Origin of the sequence: Lysinibacillus sp. CD3-6 (genome assembly GCF_006351725.2) — a bacterium.
Classification (GTDB): domain Bacteria; phylum Bacillota; class Bacilli; order Bacillales_A; family Planococcaceae; genus Lysinibacillus.
On record NZ_CP085880.1, the window covers coordinates 377564 to 396950 of the forward strand.

General features: G+C 36.4%; 15 protein-coding genes. 13 read left to right on the forward strand and 2 right to left on the reverse strand.

What is annotated here, in order from left to right; all coding sequences use genetic code 11:
- The first annotated feature begins 262 nt into the window (after positions 1–262).
- The 5 genes from FH508_RS01815 (at position 263) to FH508_RS01835 (ending at position 6680) form a co-directional block, all read left to right on the forward strand.
- Positions 263–1432, forward strand: coding sequence for a globin-coupled sensor protein (locus FH508_RS01815; RefSeq protein ID WP_173478839.1), 1170 nt, complete (start codon positions 263–265; stop codon positions 1430–1432).
- Between the two features lie 557 nt (positions 1433–1989).
- A complete protein-coding gene (locus tag FH508_RS01820) occupies positions 1990–2952 on the forward strand; it encodes a 2-hydroxyacid dehydrogenase (protein WP_173478745.1) in 963 nt (320 codons plus the stop codon).
- A 234-nt stretch (positions 2953–3186) separates the two neighbouring features.
- Complete coding sequence (locus tag FH508_RS01825) at positions 3187–3762, forward strand: helix-turn-helix domain-containing protein (RefSeq protein ID WP_228134352.1); 576 nt, start codon at positions 3187–3189, stop codon at positions 3760–3762.
- A gap of 37 nt (positions 3763–3799) precedes the next feature.
- Positions 3800–4915, forward strand: coding sequence for an ethanolamine utilization protein EutH (eutH, locus tag FH508_RS01830; RefSeq protein WP_173478744.1), 1116 nt, complete (start codon positions 3800–3802; stop codon positions 4913–4915).
- Complete coding sequence (locus FH508_RS01835) at positions 4905–6680, forward strand: aminopeptidase P family protein (RefSeq protein WP_173478743.1); 1776 nt, start codon at positions 4905–4907, stop codon at positions 6678–6680. Before eutH ends, FH508_RS01835 begins: the two co-directional genes overlap by 11 nt.
- 248 nt (positions 6681–6928) lie before the next feature.
- Here FH508_RS01835 and FH508_RS01840 read toward each other — a convergent pair whose 3' ends face one another.
- Complete coding sequence (locus FH508_RS01840; RefSeq protein ID WP_173478742.1) at positions 6929–7729, reverse strand: TIGR00266 family protein; 801 nt, start codon at positions 7727–7729, stop codon at positions 6929–6931.
- Between the two features lie 436 nt (positions 7730–8165).
- Between FH508_RS01840 and FH508_RS01845 the strand changes: the two genes are divergently transcribed.
- The 6 genes from FH508_RS01845 to FH508_RS01870 all read left to right on the forward strand — a co-directional run bounded on the left by FH508_RS01845 (position 8166) and on the right by FH508_RS01870 (position 16208).
- Positions 8166–9644 (forward strand): aldehyde dehydrogenase family protein, encoded by a 1479-nt coding sequence (locus FH508_RS01845; RefSeq protein ID WP_173478741.1) that lies wholly within the window; start codon positions 8166–8168, stop codon positions 9642–9644.
- Positions 9645–9670: 26 nt separating this feature from the next.
- A complete protein-coding gene (locus FH508_RS01850) occupies positions 9671–10843 on the forward strand; it encodes a saccharopine dehydrogenase family protein (protein ID WP_173478837.1) in 1173 nt (390 codons plus the stop codon).
- 9 nt (positions 10844–10852) lie between these two features.
- The gene (locus FH508_RS01855; protein ID WP_173478740.1) at positions 10853–12046 is read left to right on the forward strand and encodes an acyl-CoA dehydrogenase family protein; all 1194 of its coding nucleotides are present in this window, start codon (positions 10853–10855) and stop codon (positions 12044–12046) included.
- A 340-nt stretch (positions 12047–12386) separates the two neighbouring features.
- Positions 12387–13361 carry a helix-turn-helix transcriptional regulator gene (locus tag FH508_RS01860; RefSeq protein WP_173478739.1) on the forward strand — a complete coding sequence of 325 codons (975 nt, stop codon included), beginning with the start codon at positions 12387–12389 and terminating at the stop codon, positions 13359–13361.
- A 70-nt stretch (positions 13362–13431) separates the two neighbouring features.
- Entirely contained in the window at positions 13432–13890 is a 459-nt protein-coding gene (locus tag FH508_RS01865) for an SRPBCC domain-containing protein (protein WP_173478836.1), read from the forward strand.
- Between the two features lie 218 nt (positions 13891–14108).
- Positions 14109–16208 (forward strand): beta-propeller domain-containing protein, encoded by a 2100-nt coding sequence (locus tag FH508_RS01870; protein ID WP_139860001.1) that lies wholly within the window; start codon positions 14109–14111, stop codon positions 16206–16208.
- 124 nt (positions 16209–16332) lie between these two features.
- On the opposite strand, the gene FH508_RS01875 is transcribed toward FH508_RS01870, so the two are convergent.
- On the reverse strand, positions 16333–17739 hold the full coding sequence (locus FH508_RS01875; RefSeq protein ID WP_217270280.1) for a polysaccharide deacetylase family protein: 1407 nt from the start codon (positions 17737–17739) through the stop codon (positions 16333–16335).
- 370 nt (positions 17740–18109) lie between these two features.
- Between FH508_RS01875 and FH508_RS01880 the strand changes: the two genes are divergently transcribed.
- Both FH508_RS01880 and FH508_RS01885 read left to right on the forward strand, forming a co-directional pair.
- A complete protein-coding gene (locus FH508_RS01880; protein ID WP_173478738.1) occupies positions 18110–18862 on the forward strand; it encodes a threonine/serine exporter family protein in 753 nt (250 codons plus the stop codon).
- Between the two features lie 12 nt (positions 18863–18874).
- Positions 18875–19342 carry a threonine/serine exporter family protein gene (locus tag FH508_RS01885; protein ID WP_173478737.1) on the forward strand — a complete coding sequence of 156 codons (468 nt, stop codon included), beginning with the start codon at positions 18875–18877 and terminating at the stop codon, positions 19340–19342.
- Positions 19343–19387 lie beyond the last annotated feature (45 nt).

Sequence of the window (19387 nt, forward strand, 5' to 3'; positions counted from 1 at the left end):
AGTGGCTTTTTTTGTGAACGCAGCACTATTCCTTCAGTTAGTGATTATAAAAATAGCATCATTCACTAATTTTTAACAATATATAGCTATTAATTAGATAAAAGGGATTATTAAAATAGTGATAATGAGTGTCAATAGGTATCGAAATAGATAATTTTTACTGAACTATTGTATCTATTAATAAATACACTTTATAATTAATTATAGATAGAATGCGTACGAAAATGGAATGGCACAATATATTATTTTATGGGGTGGAGAAATGTTTCAATTTAGGAATAGACCTAAACAAAATACAATTGTAATGAATGATGTGTCAAATACAGGTGTATCTATTCAAGATAAGGAACGTTTGCTACAGCTACAACTCGTCAATTTAACAATACAAGATTTACAGTTAATAAAAAGTTTAAAGCCATATGTGGAGCAAAATGTTGTGGAAGTGGTTGAAACATTTTATAAAGCTGTAGAAAGTGTACCAACTTTACGAGAAGTTATTCAAAAGCACAGTTCGAGTGAGCGCCTTCGCCAAACGCTGCGCCATCATATTATTGAAATGTTTGAGGGACGAATCGATGACAACTTTTTAGAAAAGCGTCGCAGCGTAGGAAAAATGCATGTAAAGATAAATTTATATCCGAAATGGTATTTAGCTGCATTTCAAAACTTAGAAAAATCTTTACGGAAAATCGTCTATAATTTGCATTTATCAAATGACGAAGAAGAAAAGTACTGTGATGCAATTAGTAAAATGTGTAATTTTGAACAACAAATTGTTTTGGAGGAGTATAACAACTACTCTAATTTTATTGTTGAGGAGCAACGAAATAGTATTCGTTCACATGTAAAAGATATTGTTGGTGGAATTTCAACACAGTTAGAAACCCAGTCTCATGATACGAATGAATCAGTAATGGAGCTTATTTCTAGTACGAAGCAAGTAAATACTTACTTAAAGGAAAGTCTTGATGAAGCGAAGACGATGCAAAAGGTTTCATCCGAAGGTTATTCAAAAATTGTCCTATTAAACGAGCAAACTGGAAAAATTAATGATAAGACTGCTGAGATGGCGATCATGGTGGAGGAGTTAAACCATTCTTCTTCAAAAATTAATAAAGTAATCGAGATGGTGAAAAGCATTTCTGGACAAACAAATTTATTAGCATTGAATTCAGCAATTGAAGCTGCACGGGCTGGAGAACATGGAAAAGGTTTTGCAGTTGTAGCCGATGAGGTACGTAAGCTGGCAGATCAAACGAAAGAATCAGTGGAACAAATTGCAGATTTAATCGGTATGTCTAGCGGGATTACGAAACATGTTGTTCAGGCGATCCAAGAAATACAAGAGCTCGTAAATAATAGTATTGAGCAAAATTTGAACTCATTAAAGGCATTCGATGCATATCTGGCTCAGTTGAGGGCTCTATCGTAAACTTTCAAAATGTCGGTAGTCAAATAGCTGAGTTGGCTACTGTAATTGAATCCATTGGTGAATCTTCGGAGGAATTAGAGCGTGTTGCAAGTCGTCTTGATACGACGATTAAAGATTTTTAAGTAAATTTCAATAGAGCGTACTTCAAAAGTTTTCGATAGACACTTTCTGCGCTCAGTATACAGAAGCGGCACTTCTGTTTGAAATGGATATAAATAACATTTAGCAACCGTAAAAAGGATGAAAACGGCAAGTTGCAAGAAGTTGTGCTTCTTGATTACGGCTGTTCTCAATGTGAACTATGCATACAAATAGTGCATAGTTTTTTTATGGAAAAATCGTTGGAATGGAGGGTAAAGAATTATGAAAAATGGATAAAATCTCATTATTGAAGGATAAAATTACGGATATGAGGGATAGATTCAGATAAAGTAAAAACTGATCATTTATTATTGTGGGAAATGCAAATATCGAATATAAAAGCTTGCTTGTGACGTTAGCTTATTAGTGTTACGCTAAAGGCAAAATGGGGAATTGACTTAAAGGGGTGTTGGAATATGAAAAAGAAATTATTTATTACACGAAAATTTCCTGCTCAGTTTGTTGAGCCTTTAGAGGAGTATTATGATATAGAACAATGGGAGGAAGAAGAAATCGTTATTCCGCGAGACAAACTTTTAGCAGCGGTAGCAGATTGTGAAGTATTATGGGTAACGATTGCAGACCAAGTTGACGAAGAATTACTAAAACACGCCCCCAATTTAAAACTAGTGACAAATCTAGCAGTTGGTTTTAACAATATTGATGTACTAGCATTGCGCAAAAGAGGCATTATGGCAACAAATACGCCAGGCGTCTTAACAAATACGACAGCTGATTTAGTATTTGGCTTATTGCTAGCAACAGCACGTAGAATACCAGAAAGTGAGCGCTATTTACGTGATGGTAATTGGAAAAGCTGGTACCCAATGCAGTTAGTTGGTAAGGATGTGTCGGGTTCAACGATTGGCATTATCGGCATGGGACGTATCGGTCAGGCTGTGGCGAGACGTGCGAAGGGCTTCGATATGAAAGTTTTATATCATAACCGTAGACGTCGCCATGAAGCAGAAGAAATGTATGGTTTTCGTTATGCTACTCTAGAGGAGCTTTTAACAAAATCTGATTTTGTTGTTATAATGACCCCTTATAATAGCGATACAGTTGGGTTAATAGGCGCGAAGGAACTTGCCTTAATGCAGGAAGATGCAGTATTGATTAATGCTTCCCGCGGAGGAATCATTGATGAAAATGCCCTTTACGACACGTTAAAAAATGGCAAGCTATGGGCTGCGGGGCTAGATGTTTTTGAACATGAACCAGTTCCATTGGACCATCCACTTTTAACCTTACCAAATGTTGTTGCGCTTCCGCATATCGGTAGTGCATCGTTAAAGACAAGAACAGCTATGTTAATGCTTAATGTCAATGCACTTATGGCATATGGAGAGGGTAAACCAATTTCGAATAGAATTGACTAACACAATTATAGTTTGCTCATACTCAGCATGCTACAACCTTGCACAATAAGATCAAGATTGAATAACGTAGACGCATAATCTAATGGATTATGCGTTTTTTTGTACTAAAAGAATACGGACAATTGAGCGTATGACTATAGAATTTCATTTAAGTGAATTTTTTTCATAATACATTGAATATTTCACTTAAATATATTATATTATTCACAATTATGAAAAATAGGGGGTGGAGTAGTGAATATAGGAATGGAAATAAAGAAATTAAGGACTGAAAAAGGAATTACTTTAAAGGAGTTAAGTGAAAAAAGCGAACTTTCTGTTGGATTTTTGTCTCAATTAGAAAGGGGTCTTACTACGATAGCAGTCGATTCACTAGAAAAACTAGCTGCGATTTTGGAAGTACATTTAACCCATTTTTTTGATTATCCACATAACAAAAAAGATATCGTTTTAAGAAGTTATGAACAAGAAATAATAGACGCGGTAGAAGGCGGCTTTATTAAGTATAGTTTAAGTACAGACTTGGAAAACAAACAACTTGTGCCACGGCTTATCGAAATACTACCTCAAAAGAAAAATGAAGAAATATTATCCTATAAACATGAGGGTGAAGAGTTCATTTATGTTTTAGAGGGGATTTTAACGGTTTACATAAATGGTAAGAGCTATGACGTGTATCCTGGTGATAGTATTCATATGGATTCGAAAATTGCCCACAATTGGGCGAATTACACTAATAAAAAGGTGAAGCTCATAGCTGTTAATACGCCAAATTTCTATGGGCATAATACGATCGCTTCTACTAAATAAAGACTTTAATTTAAGTTAATAGAAAGTGAAAATAGAAATGGATAAATTTGTATTGCTTGTAATTGGCTCCTTTTTTGTAATCGGATGTATCGATTATATGACTGGGAATCATTTAAAACTAGGTAGGAAATTTGAAGAAGGCATAAAAACTATGGGGCCTCTAGGGCTAGGGATGATAGGTATACTATCTTTAGCACCTCTATTAAGTAATTTTTTATCCGCTAAGATTATTCCAATATGTAAAGTATTACATTTAGATCCTTCAATCATACCTTCAGCATTCTTTGCTGTAGATATGGGGGGCTATCAAATGGCGGAGAAGCTAGCAATAACTGAGGAGATGGGCACCTTCTCAGGCATTATCATTGCTTCTACTTTAGGAGCTACGATTAGTTTTTCCATTCCAGTCGCTTTAGGAATGCTTGCAAAAGAAGATGAGAAATTCTTTTCTAAAGGTGTTTTGGTTGGAATTATGACTATACCGATAGGATGTCTTGCGGCAGGATTATGGCAAAATATAAATATTAAACTATTAGTGTGGAACTTGGTACCTATATTTATGTTTGCGATTATTTTAGGTATTGGATTATTAAAAGCACCTCATGTGTTTATAAAAATATTTAATCTATTTGGTAAGCTTATCATGAGTTTAAGTGCTGTAGGATTACTTTTACAAGGTGTAGAGGTAATATTTGGTGTAAGGCTTGTTTCAGAATTAGCACCTCTATCTGAATCTATGGTTATAGTAGGGAAAATCGCCTTTATTTTAGCTGGTGCATATCCTATGCTAGAAGTGATTAATCTAATTTTTAAAAATAGGTTTGAAAAAATAGGGAAGAAATTTGGCGTTAATTCTGCATCGGTAGCAGGTATTATCGGTAATTTAGCTAGCAATTTATTAATTTTTGGCACATTCAAGGATATGAATTCTAAAGGGAAAGTTGTATGTACTGCTTTTGGGGTAAGTGGAGCGTTTGTATTTGGTGGTCAATTTGGATATGTATCAGAAGTAGCCCCAGAAATGTTAGGCGCGTTTATCGTTTCGAAGCTTACAGCAGGTTTAATTAGTATAGTACTAGCCTTATGGTTATATGATCGAGAAAATAAAAAATTTAATATTAAAAATGTTGGAGGTACTAGGAATGAATATTAGAGATAGAGTTGAAAAGTTAAGAAAGCTAATGCAAGAAAATCATATGGATGCTTATATAATTCCAAGTTTTGATGCACATCAGAGCGAATATATAGCTGACTATTGGAAATGTAGAGAATGGATTTCAGGTTTCACAGGGTCTGCTGGGACAGTAGTAATTACATTAAACGATGCTGGATTATGGACAGATGGCAGATATTATATTCAAGCTGAAAAGCAGCTTGAAAATTCAGGAATAAGATTATTTAGAATGGTAGATCCAGGGGTACCGTTTTATTCAGAATGGCTAGCAGATGTTCTTAATGAAGGAAGCATTGTAGGCTTTGATGGAAATGTATTTTCAATAGATTTAGTTAAAATGATGGAAGAAGATCTAAAAGGGAAAGGTATCACGTTAAAAATGGATCAAGATTTAATAGGTAGTCTGTGGGAAGATAGACCAGAGATTCCTAAAGGGGCGATTTTTACTCATGACGTGAACTACGCGGGGCAATCACGAGTAGAAAAAATAAATGAAGTAAGAGCCATAATGAAAAATAAAGGAGCAAATTATTATATTTTAACTTCCCTTGATGATATTGCCTGGCTTTTGAATATAAGAGGTAACGATGTACCTAATAATCCAGTGGCGATAGCGAATGTAGTTGTAGCACAACATAAATGTTATTTATTTATTGATTCGAGCAAGGTTCCCGCTTTAGTAAAATCGGAATTAGAGGCAGAAGGAATTGAGTTGAAAGAAAATAATGATTTACAAACATTCTTAAAATACCTTTCGGCCGAAGATGTCGTGCTTTTAGATCCAAATAAAACAAATATCGGATTATATAATGCCATTAACGAAAAAACAAAGAAACTTGAAAGTCCTAACATTACAACGCATTTAAAAGCGATTAAAAATGATATGGAAATAAAAAATTTAAAATGGTGTGAAATAAAAGATGGTTTAGCTATGGTGAAATTTATGAAATGGCTAAAAGATTCTGTAGAACAGGAAGAAATTTCAGAGATTACTGCAGAACAAAAATTAGAAGATTTCAGAAGAGAACAGGAAGGTTTTGTTGGGCCTAGCTTTGATACGATTGCAGGTTATAAAGAACATGCAGCAATGATGCATTATAAAGCTAACCAAGAATCGCAATATACGCTTAATAATGAAGGTCTATTTTTAATTGATTCAGGCGGACAATATTATGATGGCACAACAGATATTACAAGAACGATTGTTTTAGGAAAACTAACTGAGGAACAAAAAAGAGATTATACTTTGGTGTTAAAAGGCTTTATTGCATTAAGCTCAGTAAAATATTTATACGGAGCAACAGGCGCTAACTTAGATGTTTTAGCAAGACAACCAATTTGGCAGTATGGCTTGGATTATAAATGTGGAACAGGACATGGGGTAGGCTTTTTCCTAAATGTTCATGAAGGACCACAAAGCATTCGAAATACGAATCATGTAACATTAGAAAAAGGCATGATTGTTACGAATGAGCCTGGAATCTATCTTGAAGGTAAATATGGAATTAGAATTGAAAATATGATGTTAGTAGTTGAAGACGAGAAAACAGAATTCGGACAGTTTATGAAGTTTGAAGCAGTGACATATTGCCCTATTGATTTGGCAGGGATTAATAAAGATATGTTAACAGAGAGTGAAAAACAATGGTTAAACAATTATCACCAAGAGGTTTACACAAAGCTAGTTCCATATTTAAATGAAGAAGAAAGTGCATGGTTAAGAGAAGAAACGAAAGAAATATAAGCGAAGTGCCTAAGTGAAGTGCCAGGCACACAAACAATTTCAAACAATTTTAGTTAAAAGAAGGGTTGCTTGATTCTTATAAAGAACAAGCAGCCCTAAAATCAACTATATTTTGAATAACCATGCTAAGTGAAATGCAACAAAACTGCAACGACAGAGAAGAGTACGAGCTTTGTTTAGCTCGCCTTAATCTGTTAGAAGTACTGAAGATGACAGGAAACATTTTTGAGACTAGATATGTCTAGTTGCTACTTATTGAACATATCAAATAGTCCACCAATACCACCTTCACCTGCAGATTGTCCGCCACCACCTTGTGAAATCGGTGCAGCTGCAAAGACACGACTTGCTAATCGGCTAAATGGTAATGATTGGACCCAAACAGTACCAGGACCGCGCAAAGTTGCGAAGAAGATTCCTTCTCCACCAAATAGTGCAGTTTTCACGCCGCCAACCATTTCAATATTGTAATCAACGTCAGAAGTCATTGCTACTAAACAACCTGTATCAACACGCAATACTTCGCCAGGCTGTAAAGTTTTTTGATGAATGGCGCCCCCTGCATGTACGAAAGCCATTCCGTCACCTTCAAGCTTTTGCATAATGAAGCCTTCCCCACCGAAGAAACCTACGCCGATTTTTTTCTGGAATTCAACACCAACTGAAACGCCTTTAGCAGCAGCTAAAAAAGCATCCTTTTGACAAATGATTTTTCCCTTTAATTGACTTAAATCCATAGGGATAATTTTCCCAGGATATGGTGATGCGAAATAAACATGGCGTTTTCCTGAACCAGCGTTCGTAAATGTGGTCATAAATAAGCTTTCGCCTGTTACAAGACGTTTACCTGCTCCAAGTAATTTCCCCATAAAACCGCTTTGAGAACTTCCTCTTGAGCCGTCACCAAAAATCGTTTCCATCTGAATAGCATCATCCATCATCATTAAGGCTCCTGCTTCAGCAACTACCGTTTCTTGCGGATCAAGTTCCACCTGCACATATTGCATGTCATCACCAAATATTTTGTAGTCGATTTCATGGTTATTCATAGTGTAATTCCTCCAATATCATTTATTGTTATTGTATACGATTATTAGTCAGGATAGTTTCATTGCGTAATTAATAATTTTAGAAATAAAGGGAATAAGATAGAAAATGTCGAATATAAAACACTAGAATGTGTATTATTTATCTTTTCGCCAGTTGTTTCTATATAGTGAAGAAAGTATGCACTAACTATATATAATTGCTGGACAAAGATAAAACCTTTGGCAAAAATCACCGATTTTTTCACCAACATTGCTTCAAGATGAGATTAATGCTCAAGAAGGTTCTTTAAAATGAAAATTCGGAATTTTGACACTTTTAGCTGCATAAATGTAATCCTATGCGCATAAGGAAGCAATAGCGCAGATATTTTCTGTAGCGAAAGAAAAAGATACGTTGAAAGCCAAAGCATCATAGATTTATCAGGGGGTGTTTGTAATGGAAATTAAAAACTATATCGGTGGTAAATGGGTTACACATTCGCATTTACAAAGTATAGCAGTGACAAATCCTGCAAATGGAGAGCACTTAGCGTCAATACCACTTTCCACTGCAACTGAAGTGATGGAAGCGGTAAATGTAGCGAAGGCTGCGCAAAAACAATGGGCACTTGTGCCAGCACCAAAGCGTGCAGATTATTTATATGCCATCGGTCAACGGATGAAGGAAAAGAAAGAATATTTGGCGACCGTTTTAACAAAAGAAATGGGTAAGGTGATTGAAGAAGCAAGAGGAGAAGTACAGGAAGGGATCGATATGGCTTATTATATGGCAGGGGAAGGGCGAAGGTTGTTTGGGGAGACAACACCGTCTGAGCTTGCCAATAAATTCGCCATGAGTGTTCGCGCACCCATCGGTGTAGTAGGTCTAATAACACCGTGGAATTTCCCTGTTGCCATCGCTACGTGGAAGTCTTTTCCTGCTCTTGTGGCGGGCAATACGTTTATTTGGAAGCCATCTAATGAAACACCAATGATGGCATATGAAATGGGGAAGATTTTTGAGGAAGTGGGCTTACCAGAAGGGGTAGCAAATATTATTTTTGGTACAGGGCCTACTGTTGGTACAGCATTAATTGAGCATCCTGATGTTAAAGTGATTTCGTTCACTGGTTCTACCACAACGGGAAGTAAGGTGGCGGAACTTGGAGGGAAGCATTTAAAGAAAGTTTCACTCGAAATGGGTGGGAAAAATGCTGTAATTGTCATGGACGATGCAGACTTACAGCTTGCTACTGAAGCGATATTATGGAGTGCATTTGGTACAGCAGGTCAACGTTGTACAGCATGTAGTCGTGTCATTGTGCATAAAGATGTAAGAGAAGAATTAGAAAACCGTCTACTAGAAGCAATGCAGTTTTTAACTATTGGAGACGGTTTAGATGAAAGTGTAAAAATTGGTCCAGTAATTAATAGAGCGGCATTAGAAAAAATTAATCATTATGTACAAATTGGTAAACAGGAAGGTGCCACATTATTAACAGGAGGCAAAATTTTAAATGAGGCTCCTTATGATAAAGGGTTTTACTATGAGCCGACACTGTTTACAAATGTAAAGCCACATATGATTATAGCGCAGGAAGAAATTTTTGGACCAGTCGTCTCTCTTATTGAAGTTGCAAGCTTAGATGAAGCAATTGAAGTCAATAATGGTGTGAAATTTGGCTTATCAAGCTCTATTTTCTCACAAAATGTTAATACGATTTTCCGCGCTCAACGAGATTTAGATACAGGTATTGTTTATATCAATGCAGGTACGACAGGAGCAGAAATCCATTTGCCATTCGGGGGAACGAAAGGAACAGGAAATGGACATCGAGATTCTGGAGTAGCAGCATTGGATGTTTACACAGAATGGAAGAGTATTTACGTTGACTACAGCGGCAAATTACAAAGAGCACAAATCGATACAAAGTAACAGATCTATGAAAGGGGATGTTCATGATGAAAGTTGTTGTATTAGGTGCAGGATTGATGGGGAAAGAAGTAGCTCGTGATTTAATAAAAAATAACAGTGTTGAACGTGTCTTTTTAGGGGATATCGACGTAAATGTAGCTCAACAGTTTGTAGATACATTAAATACAGATAAAGTTGAAGTAGTGGAGTTGCATGCGGAAAATGATGAGTCATTAACATCGGTAATTGCAAAAGGTAATGTTGTTGTAAATGCATTGTTCTATTCATTTAATGAACGAGTAGCAAGGGCAGCAATAGAGGCGGGTGTTCATTCCGTAGATTTAGGGGGACATATCGGTGGTGTAACTGAAAAGATTTTGGCATTACATGAAGAAGCCAAGGCAAAAGGTGTGACTATCATACCTGATTTAGGTGTAGCGCCAGGTATGGTGAACATATTAGCAGGCTATGGGGCAACAAAATTAGATGAAGTCGAATCTATTAAACTATATGTAGGTGGTATACCTACAGAGCCGAAGCCACCTTTGCATTATACGCGCGTCTTTTCTCTTGATGGTGTATTTGACCACTATACTCAGCCTTCTAAAATGATTCAAAAGGGTAAACTTGAAGAAGTTCCATCTTTATCAGGAATTGAACCTATTTATTTCGATGGTTTTGGTGTGCTTGAGGCATTTTATACATCGGGTGGTATTTCCACTCTTTATAAGACATTCCCAAATGTCCACACATTAGAATATAAAACGATTCGTTATAAGGGGCATGCAGAGAAATTTAAATTATTAGCAGACTTAGGATTTTTAGATGCTAGTAATAATGTAGAGCTGGAAAATCAAGAAGTGCCTGTAAGAGCGGTTGTCAGAGAGGCGCTGAAGAAAAAACTTGAACTTGGAACAAAGCCTGATGCGGTGCTATTACGTGTCATTGTTGCAGGTGAAAAGGCACAACAGCAAGTCACATATGAATACGAAATGGTCGTACGTAAAGATATGACGGTTAATGAAACAGCGATGGCTCGTGCAACAGCAAATACAATTTCGGTAGTAGCACAAATGATTGGCGATGGGCTTATTACAGAACGTGGGGTTTTTGCTCCAGAAACGATTGTACCAGGTGAGCCGTATATTAAAGAAATGGCAAAACGTGGTGTTGTCATTAAGGAAACTTCTCATAAGTCTGCAATGATTGTGAAATGGTAGGTGAAGGCCTTGAATTTCGAATTTACAACAGAGCAGGAAATACTAAGAAAAACTGTGCGCCAGTTTGTTGATGATGAAATAATGCCGCATATTGCAAAGTGGGATGCACAAGGAAGTTTTGATGCAACCATTTGGTCAAGGCTTGCTGAGCTTGGATTTATGGGTGTATGTGTACCTGAAAAGTATGGTGGCAGTGGCATGGATTATAATGCACTTGCTATCGTTTGTGAGGAACTAGAACGAGGGGATACAGCTTTTCGAACGGCTGTATCCGTCCATATAGGTTTAAATAGTATGACGTTAATGCAATGGGGCACTGAGGCACAAAAACAGCAATACCTTGTGCCACAGGCGAAAGGTGAACGTATTGGCGCATTTGGACTGACTGAGCCTGGTGCAGGTTCTGATGTGGCGGCAATGACTACGACGGCTGTACGCGATGGTGATTTTTATGTATTAAATGGCCAAAAAACATGGATTTCCTTATGTGATATAGCCGACCACTTTATCGTCTTTGCCTATACAGACAAATCGAAAAAGCATCATGGTATTAGCGCCTTTATTGTTGAACGCTCAATGGATGGCTTTTCATCCAAGGCGATTAAAGGGAAGTATGGCATTCGGGCAGGTAATACAGGAGAACTTTTTTTCGAGGACTTGCGCATTCCAGTAGAAAATCGTTTAGGTGAAGAGGGAGAAGGCTTTAAAATTGCCATGTCCGCACTGGATAATGGTCGCTTTACAGTAGCAGCGGGTGCAGTTGGCCTTATTCAAGCGTGTATTGAGGCAAGTGTGAAATATTGTCATGAGCGTGAGACATTTGGCAAGCCGATCGGGGAGCATCAACTTGTCGGTCAAATGATTGCTAAAATGGAAGCAGGCTATCAAATGAGTCGACTACTTGTTTATAGAGTTGGAGAGTTGAAAAATAACGGTATTCGCAATACAAGAGAAACTTCGTTGGCAAAGTGGCAGGCTTGTGATTTTGCCAACAAGGCAGCGGATGATGCACTGCAAATTCATGGCGCATACGGCTACTCAGATGATTATCCTGTTGCGCGTTATCTTCGTAACTCTAAAGCGCCAGTAATTTATGAAGGTACACGAGAAATTCATACGATAATGCAGGCGGATTATGTACTTGGCCGACGAAACGATAAGCCGTTAGCAAAAATGTTACCTAAATGGCCATTTGATGAGTAAATAAGAGACATTGATATCGACAAAGGGCATCAAGAGTAATTTTCTTGTTGCCCTTTGTCATTTTTTTAGGTGTTTTTTTAGGTGTCAGGCACTCACACAATTTTCACACAATTTTATGTAATGGGAAGAAAAAAATTTACGAAGACTCCTGTGGAAATTGCTAGTTCGTAATAGAAATCAACGGCAGTAGCCATCTACAGTGTGAGCTGAACTCCATAAAATAAATATTTTACCAACCTTTATTTAAATGCCACAGTAAGATATTTATAATAAAGTAGAATGTTCTTCCAGAATAAGCGTATTAAGTGGATTTGAATTTCGGAGAAAGGAATCTTTGTATATGTCTAAAATGGTTAATATGCTTTCTATATTATGGCTCCTTAAAACAAGGAAACAATTGACTGCAAAGGAGCTAGCTGAAGAATTAGAAATCAGTATTCGCACGGTATACCGTTATATTGATGCTCTCTGTGCAAGTGGGGTACCAATCATTTCAGATGCAGGGCATAACGGTGGGTACAGTTTACTGAATGAATTTACAAAGGTCCCTTTATTTTTTAACCAGGATGAGCAGAAAGCGCTTGTACACGCTGCAAAATTTGCAATAGATGCTGGGTATCCTTTTAGTGAAACTTTAGATGAAGCTATTTCTAAATTGAAAATGTATACAAACGAGGAACAACTGAATCATATAAATAATCATTTAAGAGGATTTGAAGTTATACATCCGACTGTTGCACCTTCTTTAAAATCTATTCTTCAAGATTTAGAAATGGCTGTTGCAGACAGTTATAGTGTAAATATCGTTTATCTTAAAGAAAGAGAGATTGAACCTCAATCTCGTTATATCGACCCTTATGGTATTGTATATTGGAAAAGTAAATGGTACACAGTAGCTTATTGCCATTTACGGAAAGAAGTGAGGAGTTTTAGAATGGATCGTATTCAATCATTGTCCAAAACAGATCAAAAATTTGATCGGCCTTTTGGATTCTCCGCACGTTCTTACTTTTTAAAAGACCTTTTACCTGATTCGAATCAGCTTGATAAACTCGTTTCAGTCCGTATCGAAGGTAATGCACATGTGCTAGATGATTTATGTCAGCATTGGTTATTCAATCATGCTTTAATAGAACGAAAAAATAATCAGGCTCTTTTTAAGGTTGATAAAGAGTCCATTCATAGTTTTGTACCTTACTTTCTTCTCCCTTATGGTAAATCACTTACTATTTTGGAGCCAACTTTATTACAGGAACAATTGGCAACTATTAGCTTTGAGATATTCAAGCATTATCAAAATACTTCACTTCACTGACCGTAGTTGTCAGTGAAGTTTTTTTATACTGTAAATGTTCAAAACAAAATTATTAGGAGGTATAAAAATGATGAATGATTTAAAATATCAATTTTTTATTGCAGGTACACCTGAGGAAGTTTGGAAAGCACTTATCTCTCCTGAAGGTACAAAACAAATTTATTATGGTTCTGTCATTAACTCTACATTTCAAGTTGGTGACCTTTTGGAATATGTCGGTCCAGGTGTAGATGGAGATAAAACAGTACATGTATATGGCAACGTAATGGAATATGAACCAAATCGCTTACTACGTTTTACTCACTATCCTGGAAAGTCTTATGTAAAGGAAAATAAAGCATTGGAATCAAGAATTTCTTATCTTTTAGAGCCTGTTGGATCATGCACGAAATTGACACTTATTCATGACCAATGGAAAGAAGGCGATGCCTCCTATGACAACAGTGACATAGCTTGGTGGATGATTTTAAGTAATACAAAAACTTTAGTAGAAACAGGTAGCACGCTAGATTTTGGAGAAGGTTTATAAGAGGAGAAGGAAGGACAGTCCTTATTAGCAACCATTAATAAATAATCCATTTTGATAATATTTTTATCAAAATGGATTATTTTTATTTACCGACATGCTCCTCAAAGTTTTGTTTCAATGTATCGCTTTTATTTTTTATAAAATTTTTTCTTTAAATGTAACTTTATAACACTTTAGTAGTCTAATTATAAAACAAGTATATGAAGGAGTGGAAAATAATGAGAGGTAAATGGCTAGCCATAATGATTATCGTCGTTTTAGCTGTTTTGCCAGGGGTCTTCACATTTATCGTTTCCCCAGAAGCGCATGCGAAAGCAACGAGTACAATTATGTCAACGCAAAGTTGGACAGCATCCTTTACACAAGCATTAAAATCAACAAACATAACGGATGAATTTGTCTACGTTACCGATGAAGCGGGGCAAACGGTAACAGCAACAATTACGTTGGGAGAAGATAAAAAATCACTGATTGTTAGTAAACTTTCTCCAGGTAGTTATCGATTACATGTAGATAAAGCAGCATTCGCTTATAGTACGCTTAAAACAACATCTCATGATATTGCATTTACTGTTATTGAAAAACTAGAGGCAGTAAAAACTGAAAAAGAACTACAGCAATATTTTGAAGCCATAATTGCAAATGGTAGTAAGGCGCCAGAAATGGGCATCCTTGAAGAGAGTACTTCAAGTAGTAAAGATAGCGCATCTTCAGCTAATGATTCTTCTACGACAAACAACCAAGTTGAAGGTGTCGAAGAGGGCGATATAGTCGTTGTAAAAGATGGCTTTATTTACGCTGTAAAAGATCAAAGTATAACGGTTGTGGATGCAAATAATCCTAAAAGCTTGAAGCTGGCAACGACAATTAAACAAAAGGAATCTCAATATATTGTGAAGCTAGCATTATACGATAATGTATTAATTGCTATCGGAGAAGACTATATTGAAAAATCAGGCACAAGCATGTCGACGGCAGTTTTTTATGATATTACTAATCCGAAAAATCCAAAATTCATACGTGAAGTCGCTCAGGAGGGCTATTTACAGGATATGCGTATTACAAATGATACGCTGTATTTAATCGGTAATATGCATCCGAATTATTGGATTCTTCAAGAAGAAGGCACACATGATTTAAAGCCAATAATGTATGATAGTGTTGAGAGTAAGGAATACAAAAGCTTATCACTTGATAAGATTTCGATTTTACCAAATACAATGGATGGCACATATAGTTTAATTACGGCAATTGATTTAAAAAATGGGGCCAAAACTACTGCTAACACAAAAGGATATTTAGGCGGTAGCAGTGGACTTTATATGTCAGAAGATGCACTATATTTAACTACACCAATTTATGATGGCAATCAAGCAGTGCCACTTGGCGGTATTATGGATAGAATCTGGATGCCTTTATCAAGTAATACACAGGTGTTTAAATGGGATTTAGATGGAACAGCCTTGAGCTTTGTTGGTACGAGTGAAGTTAAAGGTTCTGTGTTAAACCAATATTCAATGGATGAGTACGAGGGGAATTTCCGCATCGTAACGACAGAAGGAAATATGTGGGATGAGAAAAATATTTCCCGAAATCATCTGTTTATTTTAGATAAAAACTTAAAGGAAATTGGTGCAGTAAAGGATTTGGCACCAGGAGAAAAAGTGTATTCAGCACGCTTTATGGGAGAGAAAGCTTATGTCGTAACATTTAAACAAGTAGATCCACTTTTTGTTATCGATGTAGCCAATCCGAAAAAGCCAACAGTGCTAGGTGAATTAAAAATTCCAGGGTTTAGCAACTATTTACATCCGTTAGATGATACACACTTAATTGGGATTGGTTATGATACAGAGGAACGCTTTGATTCTTATACGAAGCGTAATTTCACGGTAACGACTAATATGAAAATGTCGTTATTCGATGTTACAGATTTTAAAAACCCCAAAGAGCAATCAACTGTAAAAATCGGAGGGAAAGGCTCTTATTCAGATGTACAATACAACCCTAAAGCATTATTCCGCAATAAAGACCTTAACTACTTCGGCTTCCCTGTTGTGCTTTATGAGGAAGGGAAGGGCGATGAAGTCGTTTACCAAGGCCAAGGTGCACAAATTTATGAAATAACAGCGGAGAAGGGCATTGCACTAAAAGGGAATATTATTCATAAAACCGCTGGTGAGCCATATGAAAATTGGGAGCAGAACGTCCAACGTGTAGTTTACGTCGAGGACACTTTGTATACAATTGCACGCAATGAAGTAAAGAGTTACTCGCTAAAAGATTTCAAACCGTTAGATACGTTAACGATTAAATAGAAGCGAAGGCATGGCATGGCATACGGTGTCGTGCAGAAAGCACCACCGTAGCGGACATCAACGTGAATGACATAGCAAAAAGTGTTAGATTGACCAAATCAATCTAACACTTTTTCTATTCTTGCTATTGACGATAAGGAAGGATTTCAGACACTGTCACAAATTCATAGCCTTCACCTTGTAAATAAGCGAGTACAGCATCAAGTCCATCTGCTGTCGATTGATGAATATCATGCATTAAAACGATGGAGTTATTGTGCAAATTACTTTTAATGTACGTTAATAATAATTGTGAGTTACGATGTTTCCAGTCTAATGTATCAATGCTCCAAAGTACTACAGGAACTGGTATTTTTTCGTTAATTTCATCATTAGTCGCTCCATATGGTGGTCTAAAAACGGTTGCGCCTTGATTAATTGCTAATTCAATTTCATTAGCGGTAGATGTATATTCTTTTAATACTTGTTCTAATGGCATTTTTGTCAATACAGGATGGTTCCATGTATGATTGCCAACTTCATGTCCACGTGCGAGAACATCCCTAGCGATATCAGGATAATGCTTCACACGACTGCCAAGCATAAAGAATGTAGCTTTAGCATGGTACTTGTCGAGCGTATTTAAAATTTGTTCGGTTACTTTTGGATGTGGACCGTCGTCAAATGTTAACGCAATACGTTTAACGTTTGGATCTCCTGGGGGTACAGGAGGGTTTGTCGGTTCCATTGTCTCCATAGCAATTTGGAATTCAGATGCTAACAATGGATTGATAAGTGAAAGGGAAAGTTTCACGATAGGTGCACCTGCTGATCCACTTGCGATTTCATACTCGTCAAAGTAAAAGTGTATCGAATCATCGACAATGGCAAAGCGATTAAAGTTTTCCCATTTTGGCTCCGTTACTTTAAGTAGCTCTTCTTCATTTAGCATTTCTTTTAACTGAAGATTTTGTTGTAAGTCTTTGCGAACATATGCCGCTAAAGTTGATAAGTTATTGTTATCGTTTTGTAATAACGTTTGTATATTAATTTGCTCACCTGTCTCGTTATTATAGAAAAATGTTTTTGTTGAAACGACATGATTTGCTCCGCCTAAATACAGCATTTTCGTCAAGACAAATGAATAGTAATGCTCGTGATATGGGAAGGTCTCTAAATTTATAGTAAGTTCACCTTGCGCCTTTTTATCTTTATTTTTTTTCATAGATGACAGATAGTTGTCTTTAGCCTCCGTAATATATTGTAGTACGGTCTCGTTAAAAACTTTATTTTCTGTTTGTGGATAGTGAACGGCAAAAGGTGAACGTTTGTCTTTAGAAACGTCAGATACAATACGTATGCCAGGAAACGCAGAGTTTTCTGTGGATAAATTAGATTCACTATTTGTGTCTTTCGAGGCACTGATTTTTTGGAATTTAAATTCATCCTTAGATAGTATAATAACAAGGATGATGGATATTAATGTAACAATGAGCCCAATTAACAATAAATCAATTATTGGGCGGCGTCTTTTTCTGCGTTCCTCTATCAATGGGGTCCGCTCCTTTCTATAATTATTCTTCTATAAAATCAGACGTACGAGTCATAGGAAAAGTTATAGAAATCTACAAATATTTTTTACAATTAAATAGAAATATAATAAAAAATTGAATATGTAACAGTTTTTTATAACTACCATGCAAATAACTTATAAATAGTCCATCTTGCAAATTGATTTTACAGGTTAAAGCTCAATTAAATTCGATTAATAAATGGATTTTGAAGTGAAGGCATTGTATCATTTAGCGACAGATACAATTATTCCAAAATATAATTGATAATATCGAAGATTTTTGGTTGAGTTTTTATTTACAGTTCGTTACTATATGCAAGGAACCTTTTGAAGGAGGTAGATAACTGGAATGCTATCACATGAAGTGGATAATGAATTTACTATTGACTGCTTGTTACTTGCAGGGCGAATTATGATTGAAAGTGGTGCAGAAACATATCGTGTAGAAGATACGATGTTACGTATGGCACAATCTCAAAATATGCTAGATGCGCAATGTTATGCTACACCTACAGGGATCATTTTTTCGTTAGGCAAGACACAGCCGACGAGAATCACTTCGATTTCCAGTAGGGTTACTGATTTACAAAAAATATCCATGGTAAATTCAGTATCTCGTAGACTCACATCTCACATAATATCATTAGAAGACGCTTATGACGAGCTAAAGACGATACAAAAAACAAATTATTTTTTGCCAATGTATATACAAGTATTTGCAGCAGCACTTGCGAGTGGCTGTTTTCTAATTATGTTTAAGGGTGGATGGTCTGATTTCCCTGCGGCATTTATAGCAGGAGGGTTAGGGTTTCTTACTCTTATTTTAATGAACCATTTAACAAAAGTGAAGTTTTTCTCGGAGTTCACAGCTTCGTTAATTATTGGTACTATTGCTTTTTTTGCGGTGAAATTTCACTACGGTACAGAAATTGATAAAATTATCATTAGCTCTGTTATGCCACTAGTGCCAGGTATTTTAATCACCAATGCGGTAAGGGATTTAATGGCGGGTCATTTTATGTCAGGGATGGCAAAAGGAGCAGAGGCGTTTTTAACGGCTTTTGCTATCGGCTCTGCAATTGCCGTCATCCTATCGTTTTAGGAGGCGGAAAAAATGGATATATTCGTACAATTAATCGTGAGCTTTTTTTCAACAGCAGGCATTGCGATTATTTTTAATGTTCCTAGAAAAACCTTGTTTCATTGTGGTTTTGTAGGTGTCATTGGCTGGATGATTTATTATTTATTAACAGAGCACGGAATGGATGTTGTAGACGCTTCGTTTTTTAGCTCATTTGTCATTGCGATTGTTGCGCACTTATATGCCCGACGTTTTAAAATGCCAATGATTATCTTTATTGTTGCGGGAATAATTCCTCTTGTACCAGGGGGGATGGCTTACAATGCAATGCGAAATGTAGTCGAAGACGATTATTTACAAGGCTTACAGTATGGGCTGAAGGCGTTTTTAATTACAGGTGCTATTGTTATGGGCCTAGTGTTTGCAGAAGTATTAATGCAGTTTGTGTTTCGGGCTGTACGGTCGGGCAAGTTAAAGTTGCAAAAGACTTACAGAAAATAAATGCTATTGACTTTATATGATGACAAGCGATAAAAAAGAGCTGCT